This is a genomic window from Arthrobacter sp. UYCu723 (genome assembly GCF_054059215.1).
Genome location: NZ_JBSSBW010000001.1, coordinates 2,638,291 through 2,659,083, shown reverse-complemented (window position 1 = coordinate 2,659,083; position 20,793 = coordinate 2,638,291). Strand labels below are relative to the sequence as shown.

Here is a 20,793-nt window from a genome sequence, read left to right as displayed (position 1 = left end):
GGAGTCCTACATTGCCAGCCGTCCAGCCGTTCAGGCGGCAGTCCAGGGACTAGTCAGGAGCCGGGGCAACCCAGTATTTCTGCACCTTGGCTGCCGCCGTCCTCAACTGTTCACCGGTCACGATGATGGATTCCTCCTTCATGCCGATGTCATCCCATTGCGCAACCACGCGCGTGTCCCCGGCCAGTGGCAGCGGCCAGAGCCAGAACTTGGTTGACGCGGAGACCTCGTCGTCACTGCCCGTTCCGCCGCCGCCGCCCGACATCATCAAGACGGGCCCGGTCACCTGTTCCGTGCCGTCAAACATCCCCGGGTACAACTGGGTCGTCGTCGCCTTCCGTCCATCGGGAAAGGCGACACCGAATCGAAGGGCACCGCCGCGGCCGTTTTCCGAATCCAGTCTGTAGCGGCCCCGGTTGAAGCACTGATCAGTGACCATGCTCCAGTCGCGGTCCGACTCGGTCCCCCGGCGGACAGACCAGACAACCTCGATCAGACAGCCCGTGGAAAAGACCTCGAGACTCTTCGCGGCCATGACCATTTCTGCGGACCGATGAATGAACTGCCCCAAGGAGACAACAACGGGTAGCTCATCCGATGGCGGGCCCGCCCAGACGGGCGGCACGTGCTTTGGCGGGCGTGGCCTGTCGGGCCGTTCCGGAAGATCATCAAAGAAGGACATTCCATCATCCTCGCACCACCGTCAACACCGGCCCCCTCCGCCGCAAGGGGCCTGAATGGTGCGCGGGCGGGGAAGGGCATACGTATGTGTCAGGCCCGGCGCCAGCAGTATGATGCGGCCATGAGGGAGAACGTCCTGGTGGCTGGAGCAGCGGCCCTTCTTATGCTCGCTTTGTCCTCGTGTGCGACGACGCCGCCGTCGACCGTGACAGCGGCGACGCCCGTGCCGACGGCTACAGCGGCAGTCGAGCGGGCGACACCGTGTCACGGCGCCTATGTTTCAGATGTCGACGCAAGCGTCCCGGGCATGGACACAAGCGTGCCGGGAGAGGCGACACCTGAAGCGGCTGCCGTGGCGTGGTCCACGTCGGTAGCCGCGCCTTCCGGCGCCCCCACCGTGGGATGGAAAGCAACCGACGAGTGGACGGTGCACAGTGGTGACTGGACCGTCGGTGTAAGCCGTACCGTTTCCGGCGGCTGGATTGTTTCAGGTTTGGGGTGCGGAGCCCCTCAGGGCTGACGCTATCCGGCATGACCCCTGCCGTGACCGGGCGCCCGGGGGTCAATGACGAAGAACTGCTGTGCCATGGTCCAGAGGTTGGTGGTGGTCCAGTAGATCAGGACGCCGATGGGGAAAATGATGCCACCGACGCCGAAGACCACCGGCAGGATGTAGAGCATCATCTTCTGCTGGCGCATGAACGGGCTGGCCGCGGCCTCCTCGGACAGGTTCCTGGCCATGATCTGCTTCTGCGTGATGAACTGCGATGCCGTCATGGCAACGACCATCAGGACGGTCAGCACCGTGACCGCAACAGAATCACCGCCGCCACCGTGAAGCAGGGACGCGGACAGCGGGGCGCCGAAAATGCTGGATTCGTTGAACTGCACCACTTGGTCGTGGCTCATCGCACCGATGCCCTGGCCCCTATCGGCCGCCGTCGTAATACCTGATAGCACGGTGAAGAGTGCGAAGAAGAACGGCGTCTGGATCAGCATCGGCAGGCAGGCCGAAAACGGATTGGTGCCGTGCTTCTTGTACAGGGCCATCTGTTCCTGCGCCATGGCCTGCCTGGACAGCTGGTCGGTCTTGCCCTTGTACTCGTCCTGGAGCTTCTTCAGGTCAGGCTGCAGGAGCCCCATGCGGCGCTGGGCTTCGATCTGCTTCACGAACACGGGAATCAGGCCGGCCCGGATGACCAGCACCAGCCCGATGATGGACAGGGTCCACGTCCAGCCGTTGGCAGCGGGCAGGCCGACGACGCCCAGACCCTCATGGAAGCCCACCATGATGGCGGACACAACCCACCTGAACGGAAACATGACTGTTTCAAAGAACTCCATACGATATCGCCATTCGTCGGTGCCGCAAAGCTACGGCGAAACGAGGCACTTGTCACGCGCTGGTGTTGCGGGATGTGAACTCTCCTTGCCGGGCGTCTCATACCTGGTGCCCGGGGACCCGGATGATGCGGCGCTGGGTTGCAGCAGCGATAGCTGCGGTGCGGTTGTCCACGCCGAGCTTGCCGTAGATGTGCACCAGGTGGGTTTTCACGGTTGCCTCGGAGATGAAGATCTGTTTTGCGATGGCGCGGTTGGACAGCCCGGTCGCCAGCAATTCGAGCAATTGGACTTCCCGCGGGGTGAGCGCGGCGGCGGGATTGCTGATCCGGTTCATGAGCAGGGCCGCTATTTTGGGAGCCAGGGCAGTCTGGCCCGCGGCGGCTGCCAGCACGGCCTGCCGGATCTGTTCGGGCGGTGCGTCCTTAGGCATGTAGCCGCTGGCGCCTGCCTCCACGGCGGCCAGGATGTCCGCATCCGTGTCGTATGTGGTCAGGATCAGGACCGGCGGGGCCGCTTCCAGCAGCCTGATCTGCGAGGTCGCGGTGACTCCGTCCATGCCGGCGCCCATTTGCAGGTCCATGAGCACGACATCCACCGGGTCGCCAAGGGTTTGTAACCGCTTGAGTTCCTTGAGTGCTGCGTCGCCGTCGGCTGCTTCGGCTGCTACTGAGATGCCATCGAATTCGGTGAGCATGGCCCGCAGCCCGGCCCTGACCACGGGATGGTCATCAACCAGCAGAATGCGGATGTCGTTCATTGTTCTTCCCTCTCAGGCACGTCGTCCAGGGGCAGACGGATGGCCACGACCGTACCCTCCCCGGGGGCTGATTCGAGTTCGAGAGAGCCTTTGAGCGCCGTCACCCGTTCCTGCAATGACCGCAGCCCGAAACCGCTCCCGTCCGTCCGGGCATCCATCTGGGCGGCCAACCCGGCGGGGTCAAAGCCGACACCGTCATCATAGATATCCATGGAGACTTCACTGCCCAGGAAAGCGGCGGTCACGACGGCGTTGCTGGCGTTGGCGTGGTCTCTGACGTTGGCGAGGCTGGCCTGGGCGGCTCGGAGCAGCGTCACCCGGTACGGTTGCGGCAGCTCGGCGGGGTCGCCGTCGAGTTCAAACCGGCATCGCAGCCCGACGCCCCGGGCCGCGTGTGTCGTGGATTTCCCGGGCCAGCCGTTCGCGCTCGGCCAGCACGCCGGCGTCGTGCTGGGATTCTGCCAGCTCCGCACGGGTCCGGCGGAGTTCATCGGCTGCACGGCGCTGGTTCTCCGCCTCGCGGTAGAGCGCGAGGTAGGCAAGCCCGGTGACGACAGAGAAGGCCGCACCGAACAGGGGACCTAGGACCACCGCCAGATGCGGGACGGTCAGTCCGCTGGCAGCCCACTGGGCGGCAATCACCGCCGCCGTCATGAACGCGATGGTCAGCAGTGCAATCCGTCGCCGAAGCAAGTGCTGGTGCAGGAAGAAGAGGGGGAATGCCAGCCAGGCGAAGTCGGAACTTCCGGCCAGAAGGACGGCCCACAGGGCGGTGACGAGTCCCAGCCACAGGAAACCGTAGCGGCGCGGATCGAAACCCGTGCTGCCGGCGGCGAAGCGCTTTTCCAGGATGGTGCCGGTCAGGTAAACCCCGGCCAGAACAAGCGCGGTCCCGGCCAAGGCATACCGCAGTGGGTCCCCGCCACCGGATACCAGCAGCCTCAGAACAGCCACACCCAGCAGGGCGGCGAAGCCGACGTGCAGCGTCACTCTCAGGACGCGCAGGATCGCAACGGAGGGCGCAGCGTCCAGGCCGCTGAGCGCGTCTCCGGGTCCGTTGAGACCGGCCTCGTCCGGGGGTCGGAGTGGTTCCGTGGCAGGCATTGGATCAGCTTATGCGTGCCCGTCCCCGGCGGGATCAACCAATTGGTTGACCCGGGGATCAACCATTCTTCCCCCGCGTATCAACCAACTGCGCGATGGCGCCGGCACCGGCCCGCGGAAGAGTGGACAAAAGAGCCTTTCGGCCGCCGCGCGTCACCCAATGAAAGAAGAACAAACGTGTTCCTTGCTATCCGCGATATCCGCTTTGCCAAGGGCAGGTTCGCCCTGATGGGCGGCGTCGTTGCCCTGATCACCCTGCTGCTCGTCATGCTCTCGGGGCTGACGGCCGGCCTGGGCGACCAGTCGACCTCGGCCATTGACAAACTCGGCGCCGTCAACGGCAGCGACGTCGACTCCAAGGCAGTGGACAGCATCGTCTTCGGCGCCCCCGGCGCCAACGAGCCCAAGGCCTCCTTCACCGAAAGCGAAATCACCGCCGCGCAGGTCCACAGCTGGAAGAACCGGGCCGGCGTACGAAACGCCGAAGCCCTGGGCATCAGCCAGACCCGCTTCCAGGCCGTGGCCGCAGGCAGCGGCGCGGCCACCGGCACCACCAACGTCGCGGTCTTCGGCGTCGCACCGGACGGCCAGATGGCACCCTCACACGTCACCGCCGACACCGTCGTGATCGGCAAAACGGTGGCCAAGGCCCTCTCCCTGAACACTGGAGACAGGGCCAGCGTCGGAGGAACCGAACTGACCGTCAGCGCCGTGGTCGAGGACCAGTGGTACTCCCACACCAGTGTCGTCTGGACCGCGCTTCCTACCTGGTCCAAACTCGCCCACCTGACCGACCCGGAGCAGCTCGGAACCGTCGCCGCCATCACCTACAAGGACAGCGCCACCGTTGACGAGGCCGCTGCCAACGTCGCAGCCCACACCGTGAGCGCTTCGCGCACCGGATCCTTCCAGGCACTGGGCTCCTATAAGAGCGAGAACGGTTCCCTGACGCTGATGCAGGCCTTCCTTTACGGCATCTCCGCCCTGGTCATCGTGGCCTTCCTTACCGTATGGACCGTCCAGCGGACCCGCGACATCGCTGTCCTGAAGGCCATGGGAGCCTCCGGCAGTTACGTCCTGCGCGACGCCATCACCCAGGCCGCGATCGTCCTGCTGGCCGGGGCTGGAATCGGCGGCGGGATCGGCATCCTCGGCGGCATCTTCGCAGCCCAGGCAGCCCCCTTCCTGGTCAACCCCGCAACGACAGTCCTGCCCATCCTCGGAATCATCGCCCTCGGCCTGGCCGGTGCGGCACTGGCCGTCCGCCGCGTCACCAAGGTCGACGCCCTGATCGCCCTGGGCGGGAACTAAAACCCACGGCAGCGAGCCGGTCCCGTCCGCGGCCGCGTCACAGATTCCGCCTGAGCACATTCTGAAAAGGAAGTAACACCATGTCCTCCACCCCCAGCCCCCTGAACCTCGTCAACGTCACCCTCGAATACCCGGACGGGGATGGAACCATCAAGGCCCTGGACGCCGTGAACCTCACCGTGCAGGCCGGCCAGATGATCTCCCTCGTCGGACCCTCCGGGTCCGGAAAATCCAGTCTTCTGGCCGCGGCCGCCACCCTCGTCCACCCCACCCATGGACTGGTGATCATCGACGGCACCGACGCCACCGGGCTTGGCGACAAGGCCCTCACCGCGCTGCGGCGGGAGAAGATCGGCATCATTTTCCAGCAGCCCAACCTGCTCGCGTCCCTGACCGCCGCCGAACAACTCATCATCGGCGACCACCTGCGCGGAAAACCCCTCAAGGCTGCCCGGTCAAAGGCCGTCGAACTCCTCGACGTTGTCGGGCTCAGCTCCAGCGCCGACAAACGCCCGCACCAGCTGTCCGGCGGCCAGCGCCAGAGGGTCAATATCGCCCGCGCCCTGATGGGCGATCCCAAGGTCCTGCTCGTGGACGAACCAACCGCAGCCCTGGACCACGAACGCAGCGACTCCATCGTCCGGCTCCTGGGCCGCGTCACCGATGACTTCATGGTCGCCACCGTCATGGTCACCCACGACACCGAATTCGTCCCACTGACCGACTCGGTCGCCACCATGCGCGACGGTAAGCTCACCGCCCCCGTGCTGACGACGGTCTGATACCCAGCATCCCCGCTGACGTCGTCAGTAACGGCGGCCCGTCAGCCCGCGGGCCCGTCCCTGAAGACTTCCGCCCCTCTCCCCCATTAACCCAAGGACCACCTCTCATGAAAAAGATCTATTACGCCTCCCTCTCCTACATGATCGCCGGCCTGGCGTCCGGGCTGTTCTACCGTGAATTCACCAAAGCCAACGACTTCACCGGCGACACCCAGCTTTCCCTGGTCCACACCCACCTCCTGGCCATGGGCATGCTGTTCTTCCTCGCCGTCCTGGCACTGGACAAGCTCTTCAACCTCTCCGGCCTGCGCGTGTTCAACGTGTTCTTCTGGACCTACAACGCCGGCCTGGCCCTCACCGCGGCCATGATGGTCCTCAGCGGCATCCTCACCGTCCAGGGCATCACCCCGTCAGCCGCGATCGCAGGCATCTCCGGGCTGGGCCACATCGGCCTCACCGCCGGCCTGATTCTCCTGTTCATCACCCTCGGCAAGCGCGTCTCCGGCAAAGAAACCGCCGAAGCCGAACTCACCCGGGCCAACTGACCCCACTGACCCTAAGTCGGCAGATATGATCCTGAACCTGGAAGCGCCGGCCGCCGGCACGCGGAAACGATGGATCGGCCCCGCTGTACTGGCCGCCGGGCTGTCCATGATCGTCATCGACGGCACCATGGTCGGTGTTTCGCTGCCGGCCATCATCGCGGACCTGAAACTGGACCTCTCCGACGCCCAAAGGGTGAACAGCCTTTACTACGTGGTTTTCGCGGCCCTGCTGCTGACCGCGGGAAGGCTCGGGGACCGCATCGGCGATGGCGGTATTTTCCACCGCGTGTTCCAGGACGGCTTTCATGACACCCATCAGGTAGCCCTCATAGGCGGCGAAGAGTGGTTTGCCGTGGACGGTGAGCAGGGACGGGTGAGGACGCCGGCTACCAAGCCGGCGGGCCAACCCTGGCGAACACGGGCACGGGCGGCGGGGCAGTCAACTTCCCCAACGGATCGGTGTCATCGTCGTCCGCATTCGGGATGCTGCTCGCAAGCCCACTGGCAATACAGCTTGCCGCGCCAAGCATTCAGCTGAGCGGCCTTCCCGCCATCAGCGGAGCAACACCCAACCTCTATCTTGATGGATCGAGCAACCTGAAGCGGATCATCTAGCGGTCCGTGTTGAACTGCGTGCACAGGTTCCGGCTGGCGTAGGTGGCGGCCGCCGTTGCGTTGTCGATATCCACTAGGCCCGGACCCGCCGTAGTCCCAATTTCCGACCGATTCTTACCCTCTGCGAAGAGCGTGCAGGAAGCGCCGCCGTCCTCCAGAAGCACCTCGTCCGACGGTATGTCCCCACGCCAGACCTTCTTCACGCCTTCAAGGTATTTCCTCTGCGCGGACTCGTCATTGAATTCCGGAGCTACGGACGCAGCGGGGGAGGGTGCAACGAGCAGCGGGCCGATCGGTTCCGAGGCCTCGGCGCTCACGGTCTCTGCAGATGACGACTCGCTTGCTGCCGGGGCGGGCTCCGCGAGCAGCGGGCCGATCGGTTCCGAGGCCTCGGCGCTCGCGGTCTCTGCAGGCGCCGTTTCGCTTGTTGCCGGTTCGGTTGTTGCCGTTTCGGTTGCCGCCCGTTCGGTTGCCGCCGGTGCTGAGCACCCAGTGATTCCGAGCAGAGCAACAAGAACGAGTCCCCCAAGTTTTCCCATGCCGAGAGTGTAGCGGCTGGATCCACGAATTAACACATCACGCCCAGGAGGCACCCATGCCGATAATCTCTGGCACGCTGCGGGAGCATTGCCGTCAAGCACACTGGCGGCGCGGCCGTTCGTGCGGGTAAAACCTCTTCATCGCTGGCCGTAGCCGTCCACCCGGTCCGCGGCAATACAGCCGGAGCCTCCATCGCGGCGGCCGGCAGAACCGCATTGTGAATGTGCGAACCGGCCGCGCCCGCGGAGTCGTAGGTAACCGACCCCGCGTGCAGGTGCGACCCGACAGCACCCGAGGAATCGTGGGGGAGCCGAGACCACCTCCCCCACGATAACCAGGAGTACGACCAGAAAAGTGGACGAGAGACGAAATCCCATAGGCCGCCCCACCAGGAACGCTGCACCCGGCGGCCTGCTGCGGCCAGCCCGGTGCCTGCCACCGGCCGGCACCGCGAGGAGGGAGATCAGCGAAGTGCGGCGCGGCCGGAAAGGAGCAACCGGGCGCCCATGACGCGAGTGCCTCCCCGGGGACCGGGTCACGGAGAGGGGGATCGGTGCTACGCAACGATCCATCTGCGCTCCTTGCGGCACTGGTCTTAGGTGACAAGACAGACGCTAGGCAAAGCAACTTGGGAAAACCTTGGATCGGCGGCGTCGACGCTGAGATTGCGCGCAGTGACGCGAAATTGGTCGTAGGGCATCCCGGAGGAACGCGCGGACCCAATCCCGCAGCTTTTTCACTGCTGTAACCAAAAGGCTCCGAGTGTCACTCCTGGTGCGAAAACTAGGCACTTTCCGAGCTCGGGTCGTCTTATCATCGCGTCCCGTATCGGCACGTGCTCTACGTTCAGTGCTCACATAGTGATCGCGTTCGGCTGAACACCCGTGGAAGTTCCGTATATTCCTCGATCCAGTTCTTCGGCGTCGCGAGCGCGATCTTCACCAATATTTCCAGCGGCGGTGAGTCCCTCATCGAACCGCTCGCGTCGTAGGCGCTGTCACGTCATTTCGGGGGGCCGGCGATGTAGTAGCCGGAGACGTCGGCGATGAAGTGGGTCGTTCCCGAGGAGCGGTTGAAGAGCGTGACCTTTCCGTCCGCACCTACGGGAACGGTCACCGAGTTCGGGACAGTCTGGCCCGTGGCGAAGTTCAAGTTGGAAGCATTCGGGCGCGCAGTGCCGGCGTAAGCGGCAGCGAAGCCGAAGGAACGGGGCTCGGTCACAGTGAGGTTGAACGTCACGGCCGAGACCTTCGCCGGGATCCCGCTCACGCCGCCGACCTGGAAGGACACCGTCGAGTCAGCACCGACCGCGGCGCGGCTGCGGGTATCCAACGCCCGGAACGGTGCTGTGGGCTTGAACGCACCAGCCGCCGTCGGGGTGCCCGCAATGTAATAACCGGAGACATCGGCGATGAAGTGTGTGGTACCCGAGGAGCGGTTGAAGAGCGTGACCTTCCCGTCCGCACCTACGGGAACGGTCACCGAGTTCGGGACAGTCTGGCCCGTGGCGAAGTTCAAGTTGGAGGCGTTCGGGCGCGCAGCGCCGGAGGCGTAGGCGGCGGCGAAGCCGAAGGACCGGGGCTCGGTCACGGTGAGGTTGAACGTCACGGCCGAGACATTCGCCGGGATCCCGTTCGCCCCGCCGACCTGGAAGGACACCGACGAGTCAGCACCGACCGCGGCGCGGCTGCGGGTATCCAACGCCCGGAACGGTGCTGTGGGCTTGAACGCACCAGCCGCCGTCGGGGTGCCCGCAATGTAATAACCGGAGACGTCGGCGATGAAGTGGGTGGTGCCTGAGGAGCGGTTGAAGAGCGTGACCTTCCCGTCCGCACCTACGGGAACGGTCACCGAGTTCGGGACAGTCTGGCCCCTGGCGAAGTTCAAGTTGGAAGCGTTCGGGCGCGCAGCGCCGGAGGCGTACGCGGCAGCGAAGCCGAAGGACCGGGGCTCGGTCACAGTGAGGTTGAACGTCACGGCAGAGACATTCGCCGGGATCCCGCTCACGCCGCCGACCTGGAAGGACACCGACGAGTCAGCACCGACCGCGGAACCGGTACGGGTATCCAACGCCCGGAACGGCGCTATTGGAATTTGTGTCCCTGGTTCAGCCTCAGAACCTGCCGTAATCCTGATCGTCGAGGCGACGCTGGGCACCCCGTTGGCGTCCATTGCGAAGAGCATATAGCTGCCCGGCACCAGCACGCCGCGGTCCGCCGGCAACGTCAGCGACGCGGTGTTGCCCGACACCGAGGTTGCGGTCAGCGGGATCCGCCGCTGGTCGGTGTTCACGGTGTGGGTCACGGTGCTCATCCGCATCAGGGAGAAGTTGGTGACGGGCGCTTTGGTGGTCACCGCGATCCTGCTGCCGGTCGCGGCGGTGGCCGGTGCGGTCACAATCGTCGGCCGGGTGCGTGCACTGCCGTCGGCGTTCAGCAGGTAGGGCGGCGTGAAAATCTGTCCGTCCAGATGGTTTGTCGTGCAGGTGTTGCACAGCCCGCCACCGCCGACGAAGACCCGGCCATCGGGAAGCAGCATGCCGACGCTGTGATACGTCCGGGGGATAGCCATCGGGGCCAGCGTGGTCCACTTTCCGGTTGCCGGGTTCCAGATTTCCGGAGCCATCCTGGCGCCGGTGTCGGTGAACACAACTGGTGTGGCCTGTCCTCCGACCACGAGCACCTGCCCGTCGGGCAGCGCGACCCCGCTCGCGTACGACCGGGTGACGGCCATGTCTGCGGTCCGGGCCACCTTCACACCGTTGTTGATGTCGATAGTGTAAGCCCGAGCCGTAGCCGGGACTCTGTCGTAGGCGGTCGAGCCGCCTACGGTCATAATCTTTCCGACGTCGTACATCACGGCGTCGCCGTTCATCGCGTCCGGGCTATCTGCGCGCAGACCGGCCGAGGTGATGCTGCCCTTGCCGGTGGTGGAGATCCAGTTCATCTGGCGGCTCGGCCCGGCGTGGAACACCCGGCCACCGGGGGCGGCAAACAACCAAGCGTGATTGTCGGAACGGTATCCGCCGCGGGGATCGTCGGTCAGGATGTTGTCCACCAGGACATTCGGCAGCGTTCGCCAGCCGCCGGCGGCGGACCACACCTCGCCGTTCTTGTTGCCGATACCGCCCGACCACGACCCGCCGATGGTGAACACCTCACCGGTGGAGGTGGTCACGTTGCTCTGGTAGCCCCGGGCGATCTTCATGTCCGGCCCCGAGGTCCAGGCGTTCGTCGCAGGGTTGTACAGGGTAGTTTTGGCGCTGTCGCCGCCGCCGCTGATCAGGATCCTCCCGTCCGGCAGCAGCGAAACCCCGGGGCAGAACATGTCATGACCGGTGTTGACCCTTTGGGCCGGGCTCACCGCACCGGTGGTGAGGTCCATGATGGAAATCTGGGTATAGCCCTTGTCAACGCCGTAGGCGACCGGCGAATAGGCGGACCAGGCCAGCAGCCGGTTGCCGGGCAACAGCGCCGCCGCGACCGGGACGATCGGGAAGCCGATCGTGGGACCCCAGGACCCCAGCGACGGGCCGGACAGCTGGGCGGTAGGAGCCGCGGTTTGCCCGGCGAGCAGGTTGATCTCGGCGGCAGGGGGTGCGGTTTGCCCGGCGAGCAGGTTGATCTCGGCGGCACTGCTCCACGGACCGCGGTTGCCGGCCTCAGCGGTCGCGGTCAGCCGGACGTACCGGGCGCTGACCGCAGTGAAGGTCACCGTCTTCTCCGCACTGCTGTCCGCCCAGGTCCCGTGAGCCACCGGGGCACTCCAGGTGGTGCCGTCGGCGCTCACCAGGATCTCGAAGCTGCCGACCCGCCCGTTCGCGAGGTCAGTACGCGGGAGATAGCGCAGCCCCGAGATGCTTCGTGTCGCCTTGGTGTCGATCGTGATGCTGTGCGCCAGCGGTGCCGCCGGCGCCGGGGACCACCTGCTGTGCCACATCGTGGCAGCACTGCCGTCGAGTACATTACTGGCGCGGCCGTTCGTGCGGGTAACCTCTTCATCGCTGGCCGTAGCCGTCCACCCGGTCCGCGGCAATGCAGCCGGAGCGGCCTCCATCGCGGCGGCTGGCAGCGCCGCATTGTGAATGTGCGAACCGGCCTCGATGGCCGTGTCGTCTGGGATTGCCCCCCTGTGCAGGAGCGACCCGGCAGCACCCAAAGCATCGCGCGGAGCCGAGACTACCTCCCCTACGAAGACCAGGAGTATCACCAAAAATGTGAAGGAGAGACTAAATCCGAGGGGCCTCCTCACCCTGAACGCTCGGCCAGGCGGTCCGCCCCGGCCGGCCCGGTGCGCGCCAGCGGCCGGCACCTGGAGGAAGGGCCTAATCAGCTGGGTGCAGCACAACCGAAAAATATCTGGAGCGAAGGCAAGCGATGATTGCCGCATTCCGGCGGGAGTTCTTGCGCCAGAAACCACCGACCAGCCAGTAGGCGGCAGCCTATGGCGAGCGCTGCCATGGTGGGCGCCGCTCATGGGGAAGTGACCCAATGTGCTATCCAACCAGCCATCTGCGTCTCCTTGCGGCAAGAGAACCCCGAATTAAGACAGACGCTAGGCCGAGCAGCATGGAGAAACCTTGGGCGGGCAAAAGCGGGTCTTGCGCCGAGTGCCGGGCACAAGGACGCTGCCGCCCGAACGCAGAAAAACCCCCGGAATCTCAAGGATTCCGGGGGTCTTGCCTGTAGCGGTGGGGAGGCTCGATCTCCCGACCTCACGATTATGAGTCGTGCGCTCTAACCAACTGAGCTACACCGCCACAAATGAGGAAAACCTGCGCTAAGCCGGTCAAAACCGCCTTGACACAGGCCCTCATTCAGAGCCCCCCACCGGAATCGATCCGGTGACCTCGTTCTTACCAAGAACGCGCTCTACCACTGAGCTAGGGGGGCAACGAGTAAATACTCTACCGGAAGATTGCCCGCTCAACAAATCGGCTCCCGGGCCGGACCGGACCCGCCGAAAACAGCGGATATCCGGGGCCCCAGGGGCCTCCGGTCGGCCTCCGGACGGCCCAGGAACGGACCCGGGAACGCCCTCCGGGGCGGATGTGACGAAGCGAACTTTTAAGCAAGGACGGGCCGGCTGGAAGCCGGCCCGTCCTCAGTTCACCTTAGAAGCAGTGCTTACCACTTGTTCCGGGGCTTGAAGCCACCTTCGGTACGCGGCTTGCGGGAGTCGGAGCCGACTCCACGTTCGGCGCGGTCGCTGAAGGAGCGTCCGCCACGGTCGGCGGAGGACCGCTCGCCGTCGGTCTTGCGGAATTCGCGCTTGAAGCCGCCGTTGCCCTTGAAGTTGCCGCCACGGTCGCTGCCGCCGGAGAAGCCACCGCGGTCGCCGCCGCGGCTGCCGCCCTGGTAGCCACCGCGGTCGCTCGCTGGTGAACGGCCCTTGTCCAGCTCGAGGTGGATCAGCTCGCCGCCGATCCGGGTGCGGGACAGTGCCTTCAGCTGGTCGGAGCTCAGGTCCGCCGGGAGCTCCACGAGGGAGTGGTCCGCACGGATGTCGATGCCGCCGATCTGGGCCGAGGAAATGCCGCCTTCGTTGGCAATGGCGCCAACGATGGAACCCGGCATGACGCGCTGGCGGCGTCCGACGGCGATCCGGTAGGTCGCGTTCCCCTCCGTCAGGGTGCGGGTCGGGCCACGTGAGCCGAAGCCGTCCTTGGCGCGCTCGCGCTTCTGGAATTCAGGAGCGGCGGGCAGTTCCTTGACCAGGAGCGGCTGACCGCCCTGGGCCATGACGGCCAGTGCGGCCGCGATCTCCGACGCCGGAACGTTGTGCTCTTCCTCGTAGGAGGAGATGAGGTCACGGAAGGCTGCGACATCCTCGGACTCGAGCGTCTCCGTGATGCGCTCGGCGAACTTGCCCAGGCGCAGCGTGTTGACGGTTTCGGCGGTGGGCAGGTGCATCTGCTCCACCGGCTGGCGGGTTGCCTTCTCGATGGAACGCAGCAGGTACTTCTCCCGCGGCGTCATGAACAGGATCGCGTCGCCGGAACGTCCTGCACGGCCGGTGCGGCCGATGCGGTGGACGTAGGACTCGGTGTCGTGCGGGATGTCGTAGTTGACCACGTGGCTGACGCGCTCAACGTCCAGGCCGCGGGCCGCGACGTCGGTAGCGACGAGGATGTCGATCTTGCCGTCGCGCAGGGCCTCGACCGTGCGCTCACGCTGCTGCTGCGGGATGTCGCCGTTGATGGCGGCAGCCTGGAAGCCGCGGGACCGCAGCTTGTCGGCGAGGTCCTCGGTGGCCATCTTGGTCCGCACGAAGGCGATGACGCCCTCGAACTCTTCGACCTCAAGGATGCGGGTCAGCGCGTCCAGCTTGTGCGGGCCCATGACCTGCAGGTAGCGCTGGCGGGTGTTGGCGCCCGTAGTGGTCTTGGACTTGACCTGGACCTCGGCCGGGTTGTTCAGGTACTGCTTGGACAGCCGGCGGATCTGGCTCGGCATCGTGGCGGAGAACAGCGCAACCTGGCGGCCCTCGGGGGTCTGCTGGAAGATCTGCTCGACGTCTTCGGCGAAGCCCATGCGGAGCATCTCGTCAGCCTCATCCAGCACCAGGTACTGGAGTTCGGACAGGTCGAGGGAACCCTTGGCGATGTGGTCGATGACGCGGCCGGGGGTACCGACAACAACCTGGGCGCCGCGGCGCAGACCGGCCAGCTGGGGACCGTAGGCGGAGCCGCCGTACACCGGGAGGACGGTGAAGTCATCGATGTGCTTGGCATAGGAAGTGAAGGCCTCGGCAACCTGGAGCGCGAGCTCGCGGGTGGGAGCCAGCACCAGGGCCTGGGTCTTGCGGGACGGGCCGTTGAGGTCGTGGAGCTCGGCCAGGCGGGAGAGTGCCGGTACTGCGAATGCTGCAGTCTTACCGGTACCGGTCTGGGCCAGGCCCACGACGTCGCGGCCTTCGAGCAGCAGCGGGATGGTTGCTGCCTGGATCGGGGACGGCTTCTCGTAGCCGACGTCCTGCAGGGCAGCGAGGACACGGCCGTCGATGCCGAGATCGACGAACTTGACGCCTTCATCTTCGGTGTCTTCGTCCCTGGCCGGAGCGGCCTTGGTCTCGGTGGCCTCTTCGGCAACAGGAGCCTCGGCGACAGCAGCTTCGGCAACAGGAGCTTCGGTGAAGGCAGGAGCCTCGGCAACAGCCGGAGCCTCCGTGAAGGCAGGAGCCTCGGTGAATACCGGGGCGGACTCGGCTGCGGGGGCAGCCGTTTCAGAAGTCTCGACGTCGCTCTGAACGGTTTCGGTGTCGACGGAGTTGTTCTGATTTTCGGGCATAGGTGAAATTTCCTCATCCATAGGGGCCAGGCGGCACAACCCGAGGTGAGCGGAGCCGCAGTACGCGTGACCAAAAGCGTGCCGGGCATACTTTGACCGGCCGGTCACATAGAAGTCCGGCGCTTTCGCAATCCCGTGGCAGGACTTCCCGCTGCATCTCTTGGCTGCTATCCCAGCAGTCTGTACAGCGTTTTCTTTAGCCGGCTCTCCCTATGAAAATGCCCGCATCACAATTTGCGGGCCCCAACACTTGCCAGTCCTGCCTCAAGAATTGGGCAGGAATAAGGGATTTCCGGAGTGGGGGATATTTCAAGTGTAGGGCATTGATCCGCGCAAGGGTAACCCGGGAGGCCGACGGCGGCGGTGAGCTTGCCCACATAGGCCGCCTGGCGCGGGCGTCCGGGACGGTCCGTCAGACGCCCAGCCGGCGCTGCAGCCGTTCAAATTCCTCGTGGTACTCGGGCTGGAGCCGGATCTGGCGGTCGGCGTCCGCGTCCCGCAGGGCCTCCATGTCCTCCACCGTAGGATCGCTGAACCACTTGCCGATCGTCACCCCGTGCGTCGGGACGAAGATCCGGTGGATGTGGTCCCCGGCCTGGATGCTCCCGGTGCGGACCACCCGGAGATAGGTGCCCACCCTGCCGGCCTCGCCGAATCTCTTGACCCACTCAGGCTCGTGCATCCGCCGCTGGAAGGTCGCGCAGGGCACGCGGGGCGAGGTCACCTCCACCTCGACGTCCAGTCCGATCTTCCAGCGTTCGCCGATGATGGCGTTGGTTGCATCGATTCCGGCGATGCGGAGATTCTCGCCAAAGATACCCGGCGGCAGCTCGCGCTGTAGCTCCTCCGCCCAGTAGTCTGCATCCTCCTGGGAGTAGGCGTAGAGCGCCTGATCCTCGCCGCCGTGGTGGACACGGCTGGCCTGGATATCCCCGTGCAGGCCGAGCTTGTGCACCCGGACAGGCCCGTCCACGGGTCGTTTGTCGATCGCGGTCACGCCGACGCTGCCGGGGTCAGTCAGCAGCTGGTGTACCCGGCAGACGGCAAGCAGAGATGCGGTGTCCATGCCACCAGTGTAGGCCTGCGCCCAGTGGCCGGTCCCGATCGCAGACAAGGGCAGCACTTTCCGTCGCCCCGGATCGGGAAGCCGGTTAGGCTGACGTCGGGAAGTCTTCCGCGGACAGGTACGTCCTGCGGGCATACGTAAGGGGGACGATTTGGGCAGGGATGAGCACCCGGACGAGCCGCGGCAGGACCGGAAGCAGCCCCCGTGGCAGGTCCCGCAGCCGGAACTGCGGCCCGAGCTGCAGAACCCTCCCGGTCAGCCCGCGCAGCCGGGACTTCCCGAGGACCCAACCCCGCCCGGCGCCGTCTTTGACCCCTTCGCCCGGGAACGGGAACGGGAACGCGAGCTGGCGGGCGCGGCGGCGCGGAAGAAACGATCGCAGCGCCGCACCGTCGTCGTCGGGCTGGGCGTCACGGCGCTCCTGGCCGGCACGATCACCGCCATGGTGGCCAGCAACGAGGCCGAGGCCGAGTACGCCCAGGTGTGCTTCAACGATGACACCGGCGAGCGCGTCGATGACACGCAGTGCGACAACAGCAGCACGGACGGCCGCAGCTCCGGCATCTATGCCTGGTACTTTTACTCCCGTGGCGCCAGCGTCCCCGGTGTGGGCCAGAACCGGGCAGGCTACCCCAGTTACACGAGGACTGTCCCGTCCGGGGCGAAGACGTCCACGGGGTACAGCTCCAAGGGCGGCACCGTCAGCCGGGGCGGCTTCGGCAGCAGCTCCAAGGGCGGAAGCACGGGAGGCTAGGGATGAAACGACTGATCTCCGCGCCGAGGCCGGACTGGAAAGAGCGGATCGAACAGCAGGGCCTGGTCTTTTCCACCACCGCGCTGCCCGACGGCACAAATGTCGAGTACTGGCACGAGGCCGCCTACTACGAATTCACCATGGACGAGGTGGAAACCCTTGAACAGACCGCCGAGGACATGCACCGCATGTGCCTTGAAGCCGCGAAGTTCCTCGCCACCGGAGCCATGGGCGCCATCGGGATCGGGCCGCAGGCACTGGAACTGGCGGCCGAATCACTGCAGGCCGGTGACGTGGACGTCTACGGCCGCTTCGACTTCGTCTACGACGGCCAGGGCGGGCCGGCCAAGATGCTCGAATACAACGCCGACACCCCCACGGGGCTCATTGAGGCCGCCGTCGCCCAGTGGTTCTGGCTGCAGGACGTCTTTCCCGAAAAGGACCAGTGGAACGGCATCCATGAGGCTCTGATCCGGCAATGGAAGAAGCTGCAGTACCGCACGGGCATGAGCACTCTCCACGTCGCCCATTCCGAGGCCGAGCAATCCGGTGAGGACTGGATGACGGCGGCCTACATGCGGGACGTCGCGAGCCAGGCCGGCTGGACCACCATCGGGATCAACATGTCCGACATCGGCTGGGACCCTAACCTCAACCGCTTCGTGGACCTGGACAACTTTATGATCAGCACCTTGTTCAAGCTCTACCCCTGGGAACTGATGATGAAGGAGCCGTTCGGGCACCGGCTGCTCCAGCGCGCCCACAATCCGCGCTGGGTGGAACCGGCCTGGAAGATGCTCCTCTCCAACAAGGCCCTGCTCGCGGCGCTCTGGCACCTCTACCCGGACCACCCCAACCTGCTGCCGGCATACCTGGACGGCCCCGGCCCGCTCAAGGAATGGGTGGCCAAACCGCTGCACGGCCGGGAAGGGGACAACATCAAAATCCACGCCGCAGGCATCAACCTGGAACAGCCCGGCGGCTACGGCCGGGAAGGCTGGTGCTACCAGCAGTTCCACGCCCTGCCCGATTTCGAAGGCAACCGCCCGGTGCTGGGGCTGTGGGTGGTCGACGGCGAATCCGTCGGCTGCGGCATCCGCGAATCCGACGGCCCCATTACCGACTACTTCTGCCGCTTCGTGCCGAACACCATCGACGCTCCGGCCCCCCTCTCCCCGGCCTCGAACCAGACTCACTCCAGCAAGGCAGGTATCGCCCTATGAACCCGGTGACACTATGAACACAGAGACGACGACGACGGCGGCCGGCGGCCCCGGGGGTCCGGCGGCCGTTCCCGCCAAGGGACTGCGCGCCGGGATCCTGGACCTCGGAGACTCCGTCATGCTGGGGCTGGCCTCCACCGCGCCGGTCTATTCGCTCGCGGCGACCCTGGGCCTGATCGTGGCCGTGAACGGCAATTACACTCCCTTGATCCTGCTGCTGGGCTTCGTGCCCGTGCTCTTCATCGCCTACGCCTTCCGTGAGCTCAACAGCGCCATGCCGGACTGCGGGACCACGTTCATCTGGGCCCGCCGGGCCTTCGGTCCGTGGGCCGGCTGGCTGGGCGGCTGGGGCGTGGCCCTGGCCGGCGTCGTGGTCCTGGCGAACCTTGCCCAGGTCGCCGGGCAGTACCTGTGGCTGCTGATCGGCGACGGTTCCCTGGCCGGAAACAGCCTCGTGGTCACCGCCACCGGCGTACTGTTCATCGTCTTCATGACCCTCGTGAACTACCGCGGCATCCGCCTGGGGGAGCATGTCCAGCGGGTTCTGACCTACGTGCAGTATGTCCCGCTGGGCATCTTCGCTGCCGCGATAATTTTTCGGATCGCGGGCGGCGCGCCCGGCGGGGCCACAACCGGCCAGGCCTTCGACCCCGAGTGGTTCAACCCGGCGGGCGCCTTCGCCGATCCGGGCGCCGTGGTGCACGGGCGCCCTGCTGGCACTTTTCATCTACTGGGGCTGGGACACCTGCCTCGCGGTGAACGAGGAGACGGAGAACCCCTCCACGACGCCCGGCCGCGGCGCCGTCATTTCGGCGTTTGTCCTCGTGGCGATCTACGTCTCCGTGGCCCTGCTGGTGATGATGTATGCCTCGGTGGGCACGGACGGGATCGGGCTGGGCAACGAGGCCAACCAGAGCGACGTCTTCCTCGCGATGAAGGACGTGGTGCTCGGTCCCTGGGGCTGGCTGATCGTCGTCGCCGTCCTGGCGTCGGTGCTGTCCTCGACGCAGACCACCATCCTTCCCACGGCCCGCGGCACCCTGTCCATGGGCGTGCACGGGGCACTGCCGCCGAAGTTCGGCGACGTCCACCCGCGCAACCAGACACCCGGATTCTCCACCCAGGTCATGGGCGCCGCGGCCGTTGCCTACTACGTGCTGATGAGCATCCTGAGCGAGAACCTGCTTGCCGACTCGATCAGCTCGATCAGCTTGTTCATCGCCTTCTACTACGCCCTGACCGGCTTCGCCTGCGTGTGGTACTTCCGCGCGACGCTGCGCAGTTCGGTCCGCAATCTCGGGTTCCGCGGCATCCTGCCCCTGCTCGGCGCACTCATGCTGACCGCGGCATTCTTCGTCTCGGCCGTGCAGATGTGGGATCCGGGGTACGGCGACACGCAGATCTTCGGCGTCGGCGGGGCCTTCGTCAGCGGCGTGGCTCTGCTGGCGCTGGGCGTCGTGCTGGCGGCCGTGTGCCGTTTCGCCCCGTCCACGCGGGACTACTTCCTGCAGCAGATGCCCGCGCCGGCCCGGATGTAGTCCGGGAGTACGGCTGCGGCCGTAGGATGCTGGCATGAGCCGTCCTTCTGAAGTTCCCGACGTTTCCGATGTCCTGGCGATCGATTCCCTGCTGAGCGCCGGGGAACTGGCGGTACGGGAGAAGGTCCGTGATTTCACCAACCAGCGGATCCGTCCGGGCATCGCGCGCTGGTATGACGAGGGTGTCTTCCCGCTGGAGCTGGCCCCGGAACTGGGCGAACTCGGCGTCCTCGGCATGCATCTGGAGGGTTACGGCTGCCCCGGCCGCACCGCCGTCGAATACGGCCTGGCCGCAATGGAACTGGAAGCGGGCGATTCCGGCATCCGCACCTTCGTGTCCGTGCAGGGTTCCCTCGCCATGACCGCCATCCACAAGTGGGGTTCCGAGGAGCAGAAGCAGGAGTGGCTCCCCCGGATGGCCGCCGGCGAACTGATCGGCAGCTTCGCACTGACCGAACCCGCCGCCGGCTCGGACCCCGCCTCGATGACGACTTTCGCCCGACGGGACAGCACGGGCGAGGACGCCGGCTGGATCGTGGACGGGGCCAAACGCTGGATCGGGCTCGCCTCAGTGGCGGACGTGCTGGTGGTCTGGGCGATGACAGACGACGGCGTCCGCGGCTTCCTGGTCCCTTCCGGAACCCCCGGCGTCACCGCGACACCGATCGGACAGAAGCTCTCGATGCGGGCCTCCATCCAGTGCGATATCACGTTCGACGGCGTCCGGCTGGGCCCGGAGGCGCTGCTGCCGGCGGCCCGCGGCCTTCGCGGCCCGTTCACCTGCCTCAACGAGGCGCGGTACGGGATCGCGTGGGGCGCGATGGGCGCGGCCCGGGATTCCTACGAGGCGGCGCTGAAGTATTCGCAGGAGCGGCTGCAGTTCGGCAAGCCCCTCGCCGGCTACCAGCTGACGCAGGAGAAGCTGGTCAATATGCTGCTGGAAATCCAGAAGGGCACGCTGCTGGCGCTGCAGCTCGGCCGGCTCAAGGACGGCGGACAGCTGCGGCCCGAGCAGATCTCACTGGGCAAACTGAACAATGTGCGCGAGGCGATAGCGATTGCCCGCGAGGCCCGCACCATTCTGGGCGCGAACGGGATCACCCTGGACTACTCCCCGCTGCGGCACGCCGCGAACCTCGAGTCGGTGCGCACCTACGAGGGCACCGACGAGGTCCACACCCTGGTCCTGGGCCAGCACATCACCGGGCTCGCCGCCTTCCGCTAAGACTGCCCGCGAGGGTCAA

The 20,793-nt window shown here is 66.0% G+C and carries 14 protein-coding genes, 2 tRNA genes and 2 pseudogenes; 8 read left to right on the top strand and 10 right to left on the bottom strand.

Annotated elements, in window-relative coordinates; all coding sequences use genetic code 11:
- Positions 1-49: 49 nt before the first annotated feature.
- From ACVWZ8_RS12490 to ACVWZ8_RS12475, 4 genes and pseudogenes are all read right to left on the bottom strand, one after another.
- Positions 50-535 carry a hypothetical protein gene (locus ACVWZ8_RS12490; protein WP_456504811.1) on the bottom strand — a complete coding sequence of 162 codons (486 nt, stop codon included), beginning with the start codon at positions 533-535 and terminating at the stop codon, positions 50-52.
- Between the two features lie 668 nt (positions 536-1,203).
- A complete protein-coding gene (yidC, locus tag ACVWZ8_RS12485) occupies positions 1,204-2,025 on the bottom strand; it encodes a membrane protein insertase YidC (protein ID WP_456504810.1) in 822 nt (273 codons plus the stop codon).
- 97 nt (positions 2,026-2,122) lie between these two features.
- Positions 2,123-2,782 carry a response regulator gene (locus ACVWZ8_RS12480; protein ID WP_456504809.1) on the bottom strand — a complete coding sequence of 220 codons (660 nt, stop codon included), beginning with the start codon at positions 2,780-2,782 and terminating at the stop codon, positions 2,123-2,125.
- A pseudogene (locus tag ACVWZ8_RS12475) lies at positions 2,779-3,886 on the bottom strand (sensor histidine kinase). The gene ACVWZ8_RS12480 and the pseudogene ACVWZ8_RS12475 overlap by 4 nt, the downstream one beginning before the upstream one ends.
- 177 nt (positions 3,887-4,063) lie before the next feature.
- On the opposite strand from ACVWZ8_RS12475, the gene ACVWZ8_RS12470 reads away from it, so the two are divergent.
- The 4 genes from ACVWZ8_RS12470 to ACVWZ8_RS12455 all read left to right on the top strand — a co-directional run bounded on the left by ACVWZ8_RS12470 (position 4,064) and on the right by ACVWZ8_RS12455 (position 7,062).
- A complete protein-coding gene (locus ACVWZ8_RS12470; protein WP_456504808.1) occupies positions 4,064-5,197 on the top strand; it encodes an ABC transporter permease in 1,134 nt (377 codons plus the stop codon).
- Positions 5,198-5,277: 80 nt separating this feature from the next.
- A complete protein-coding gene (locus ACVWZ8_RS12465; protein ID WP_456504807.1) occupies positions 5,278-5,979 on the top strand; it encodes an ABC transporter ATP-binding protein in 702 nt (233 codons plus the stop codon).
- A gap of 107 nt (positions 5,980-6,086) precedes the next feature.
- Complete coding sequence (locus ACVWZ8_RS12460) at positions 6,087-6,524, top strand: DUF2871 domain-containing protein (protein ID WP_456504806.1); 438 nt, start codon at positions 6,087-6,089, stop codon at positions 6,522-6,524.
- Positions 6,525-6,549: 25 nt separating this feature from the next.
- On the top strand, positions 6,550-7,062 hold the full coding sequence (locus ACVWZ8_RS12455; RefSeq protein WP_456504805.1) for an MFS transporter: 513 nt from the start codon (positions 6,550-6,552) through the stop codon (positions 7,060-7,062).
- Positions 7,063-7,135: 73 nt separating this feature from the next.
- Here the strand turns inward: ACVWZ8_RS12455 and ACVWZ8_RS12450 are convergent, their stop codons facing one another.
- The 6 genes from ACVWZ8_RS12450 to ACVWZ8_RS12425 all read right to left on the bottom strand — a co-directional run bounded on the left by ACVWZ8_RS12450 (position 7,136) and on the right by ACVWZ8_RS12425 (position 16,034).
- Positions 7,136-7,678: a hypothetical protein gene (locus tag ACVWZ8_RS12450; protein ID WP_426979060.1), complete on the bottom strand. Its 543-nt coding sequence runs from the start codon at positions 7,676-7,678 to the stop codon at positions 7,136-7,138.
- Between the two features lie 1,003 nt (positions 7,679-8,681).
- A complete protein-coding gene (locus ACVWZ8_RS12445) occupies positions 8,682-11,888 on the bottom strand; it encodes a discoidin domain-containing protein (RefSeq protein ID WP_456504804.1) in 3,207 nt (1,068 codons plus the stop codon).
- Positions 11,889-12,364: 476 nt separating this feature from the next.
- A tRNA-Met gene (locus ACVWZ8_RS12440) sits at positions 12,365-12,438 on the bottom strand.
- A 61-nt stretch (positions 12,439-12,499) separates the two neighbouring features.
- Positions 12,500-12,571: transfer RNA gene (locus ACVWZ8_RS12435), tRNA-Thr, on the bottom strand.
- Between the two features lie 234 nt (positions 12,572-12,805).
- The gene (locus ACVWZ8_RS12430; protein WP_456504803.1) at positions 12,806-14,968 is read right to left on the bottom strand and encodes a DEAD/DEAH box helicase; all 2,163 of its coding nucleotides are present in this window, start codon (positions 14,966-14,968) and stop codon (positions 12,806-12,808) included.
- Between the two features lie 412 nt (positions 14,969-15,380).
- A complete protein-coding gene (locus tag ACVWZ8_RS12425; RefSeq protein WP_426979063.1) occupies positions 15,381-16,034 on the bottom strand; it encodes an MOSC domain-containing protein in 654 nt (217 codons plus the stop codon).
- A 151-nt stretch (positions 16,035-16,185) separates the two neighbouring features.
- Between ACVWZ8_RS12425 and ACVWZ8_RS12420 the strand changes: the two genes are divergently transcribed.
- The 4 genes and pseudogenes from ACVWZ8_RS12420 to ACVWZ8_RS12405 all read left to right on the top strand — a co-directional run bounded on the left by ACVWZ8_RS12420 (position 16,186) and on the right by ACVWZ8_RS12405 (position 20,774).
- Positions 16,186-16,788 (top strand): Tat pathway signal protein, encoded by a 603-nt coding sequence (locus ACVWZ8_RS12420; RefSeq protein WP_426979064.1) that lies wholly within the window; start codon positions 16,186-16,188, stop codon positions 16,786-16,788.
- A gap of 2 nt (positions 16,789-16,790) precedes the next feature.
- The gene (locus ACVWZ8_RS12415; RefSeq protein WP_456504802.1) at positions 16,791-18,011 is read left to right on the top strand and encodes a glutathionylspermidine synthase family protein; all 1,221 of its coding nucleotides are present in this window, start codon (positions 16,791-16,793) and stop codon (positions 18,009-18,011) included.
- Positions 18,012-18,024: 13 nt separating this feature from the next.
- Positions 18,025-19,549 (top strand): annotated as a pseudogene (locus tag ACVWZ8_RS12410) (APC family permease).
- A gap of 34 nt (positions 19,550-19,583) precedes the next feature.
- A complete protein-coding gene (locus ACVWZ8_RS12405; protein ID WP_426979066.1) occupies positions 19,584-20,774 on the top strand; it encodes an acyl-CoA dehydrogenase family protein in 1,191 nt (396 codons plus the stop codon).
- Positions 20,775-20,793: the final 19 nt, after the last annotated feature.

Excerpts from the sequence above, each read along its gene's own strand:
- ACVWZ8_RS12425 (WP_426979063.1), bottom strand. The coding sequence starts at position 16,034 with ATGGACACCGCATCTCTGCTTGCCGTCTGCCGGGTACACCAGCTGCTG.
- ACVWZ8_RS12455 (WP_456504805.1), top strand. The coding sequence starts at position 6,550 with ATGATCCTGAACCTGGAAGCGCCGGCCGCCGGCACGCGGAAACGATGG.
- ACVWZ8_RS12415 (WP_456504802.1), top strand. The coding sequence starts at position 16,791 with ATGAAACGACTGATCTCCGCGCCGAGGCCGGACTGGAAAGAGCGGATC.
- yidC (WP_456504810.1), bottom strand. The coding sequence starts at position 2,025 with ATGGAGTTCTTTGAAACAGTCATGTTTCCGTTCAGGTGGGTTGTGTCC.
- ACVWZ8_RS12450 (WP_426979060.1), bottom strand. The coding sequence starts at position 7,678 with ATGGGAAAACTTGGGGGACTCGTTCTTGTTGCTCTGCTCGGAATCACT.
- ACVWZ8_RS12405 (WP_426979066.1), top strand. The coding sequence starts at position 19,584 with ATGAGCCGTCCTTCTGAAGTTCCCGACGTTTCCGATGTCCTGGCGATC.
- ACVWZ8_RS12480 (WP_456504809.1), bottom strand. The coding sequence starts at position 2,782 with ATGAACGACATCCGCATTCTGCTGGTTGATGACCATCCCGTGGTCAGG.
- ACVWZ8_RS12430 (WP_456504803.1), bottom strand. The coding sequence starts at position 14,968 with ATGCCCGAAAATCAGAACAACTCCGTCGACACCGAAACCGTTCAGAGC.
- ACVWZ8_RS12465 (WP_456504807.1), top strand. The coding sequence starts at position 5,278 with ATGTCCTCCACCCCCAGCCCCCTGAACCTCGTCAACGTCACCCTCGAA.
- ACVWZ8_RS12460 (WP_456504806.1), top strand. The coding sequence starts at position 6,087 with ATGAAAAAGATCTATTACGCCTCCCTCTCCTACATGATCGCCGGCCTG.
- ACVWZ8_RS12490 (WP_456504811.1), bottom strand. The coding sequence starts at position 535 with ATGGCCGCGAAGAGTCTCGAGGTCTTTTCCACGGGCTGTCTGATCGAG.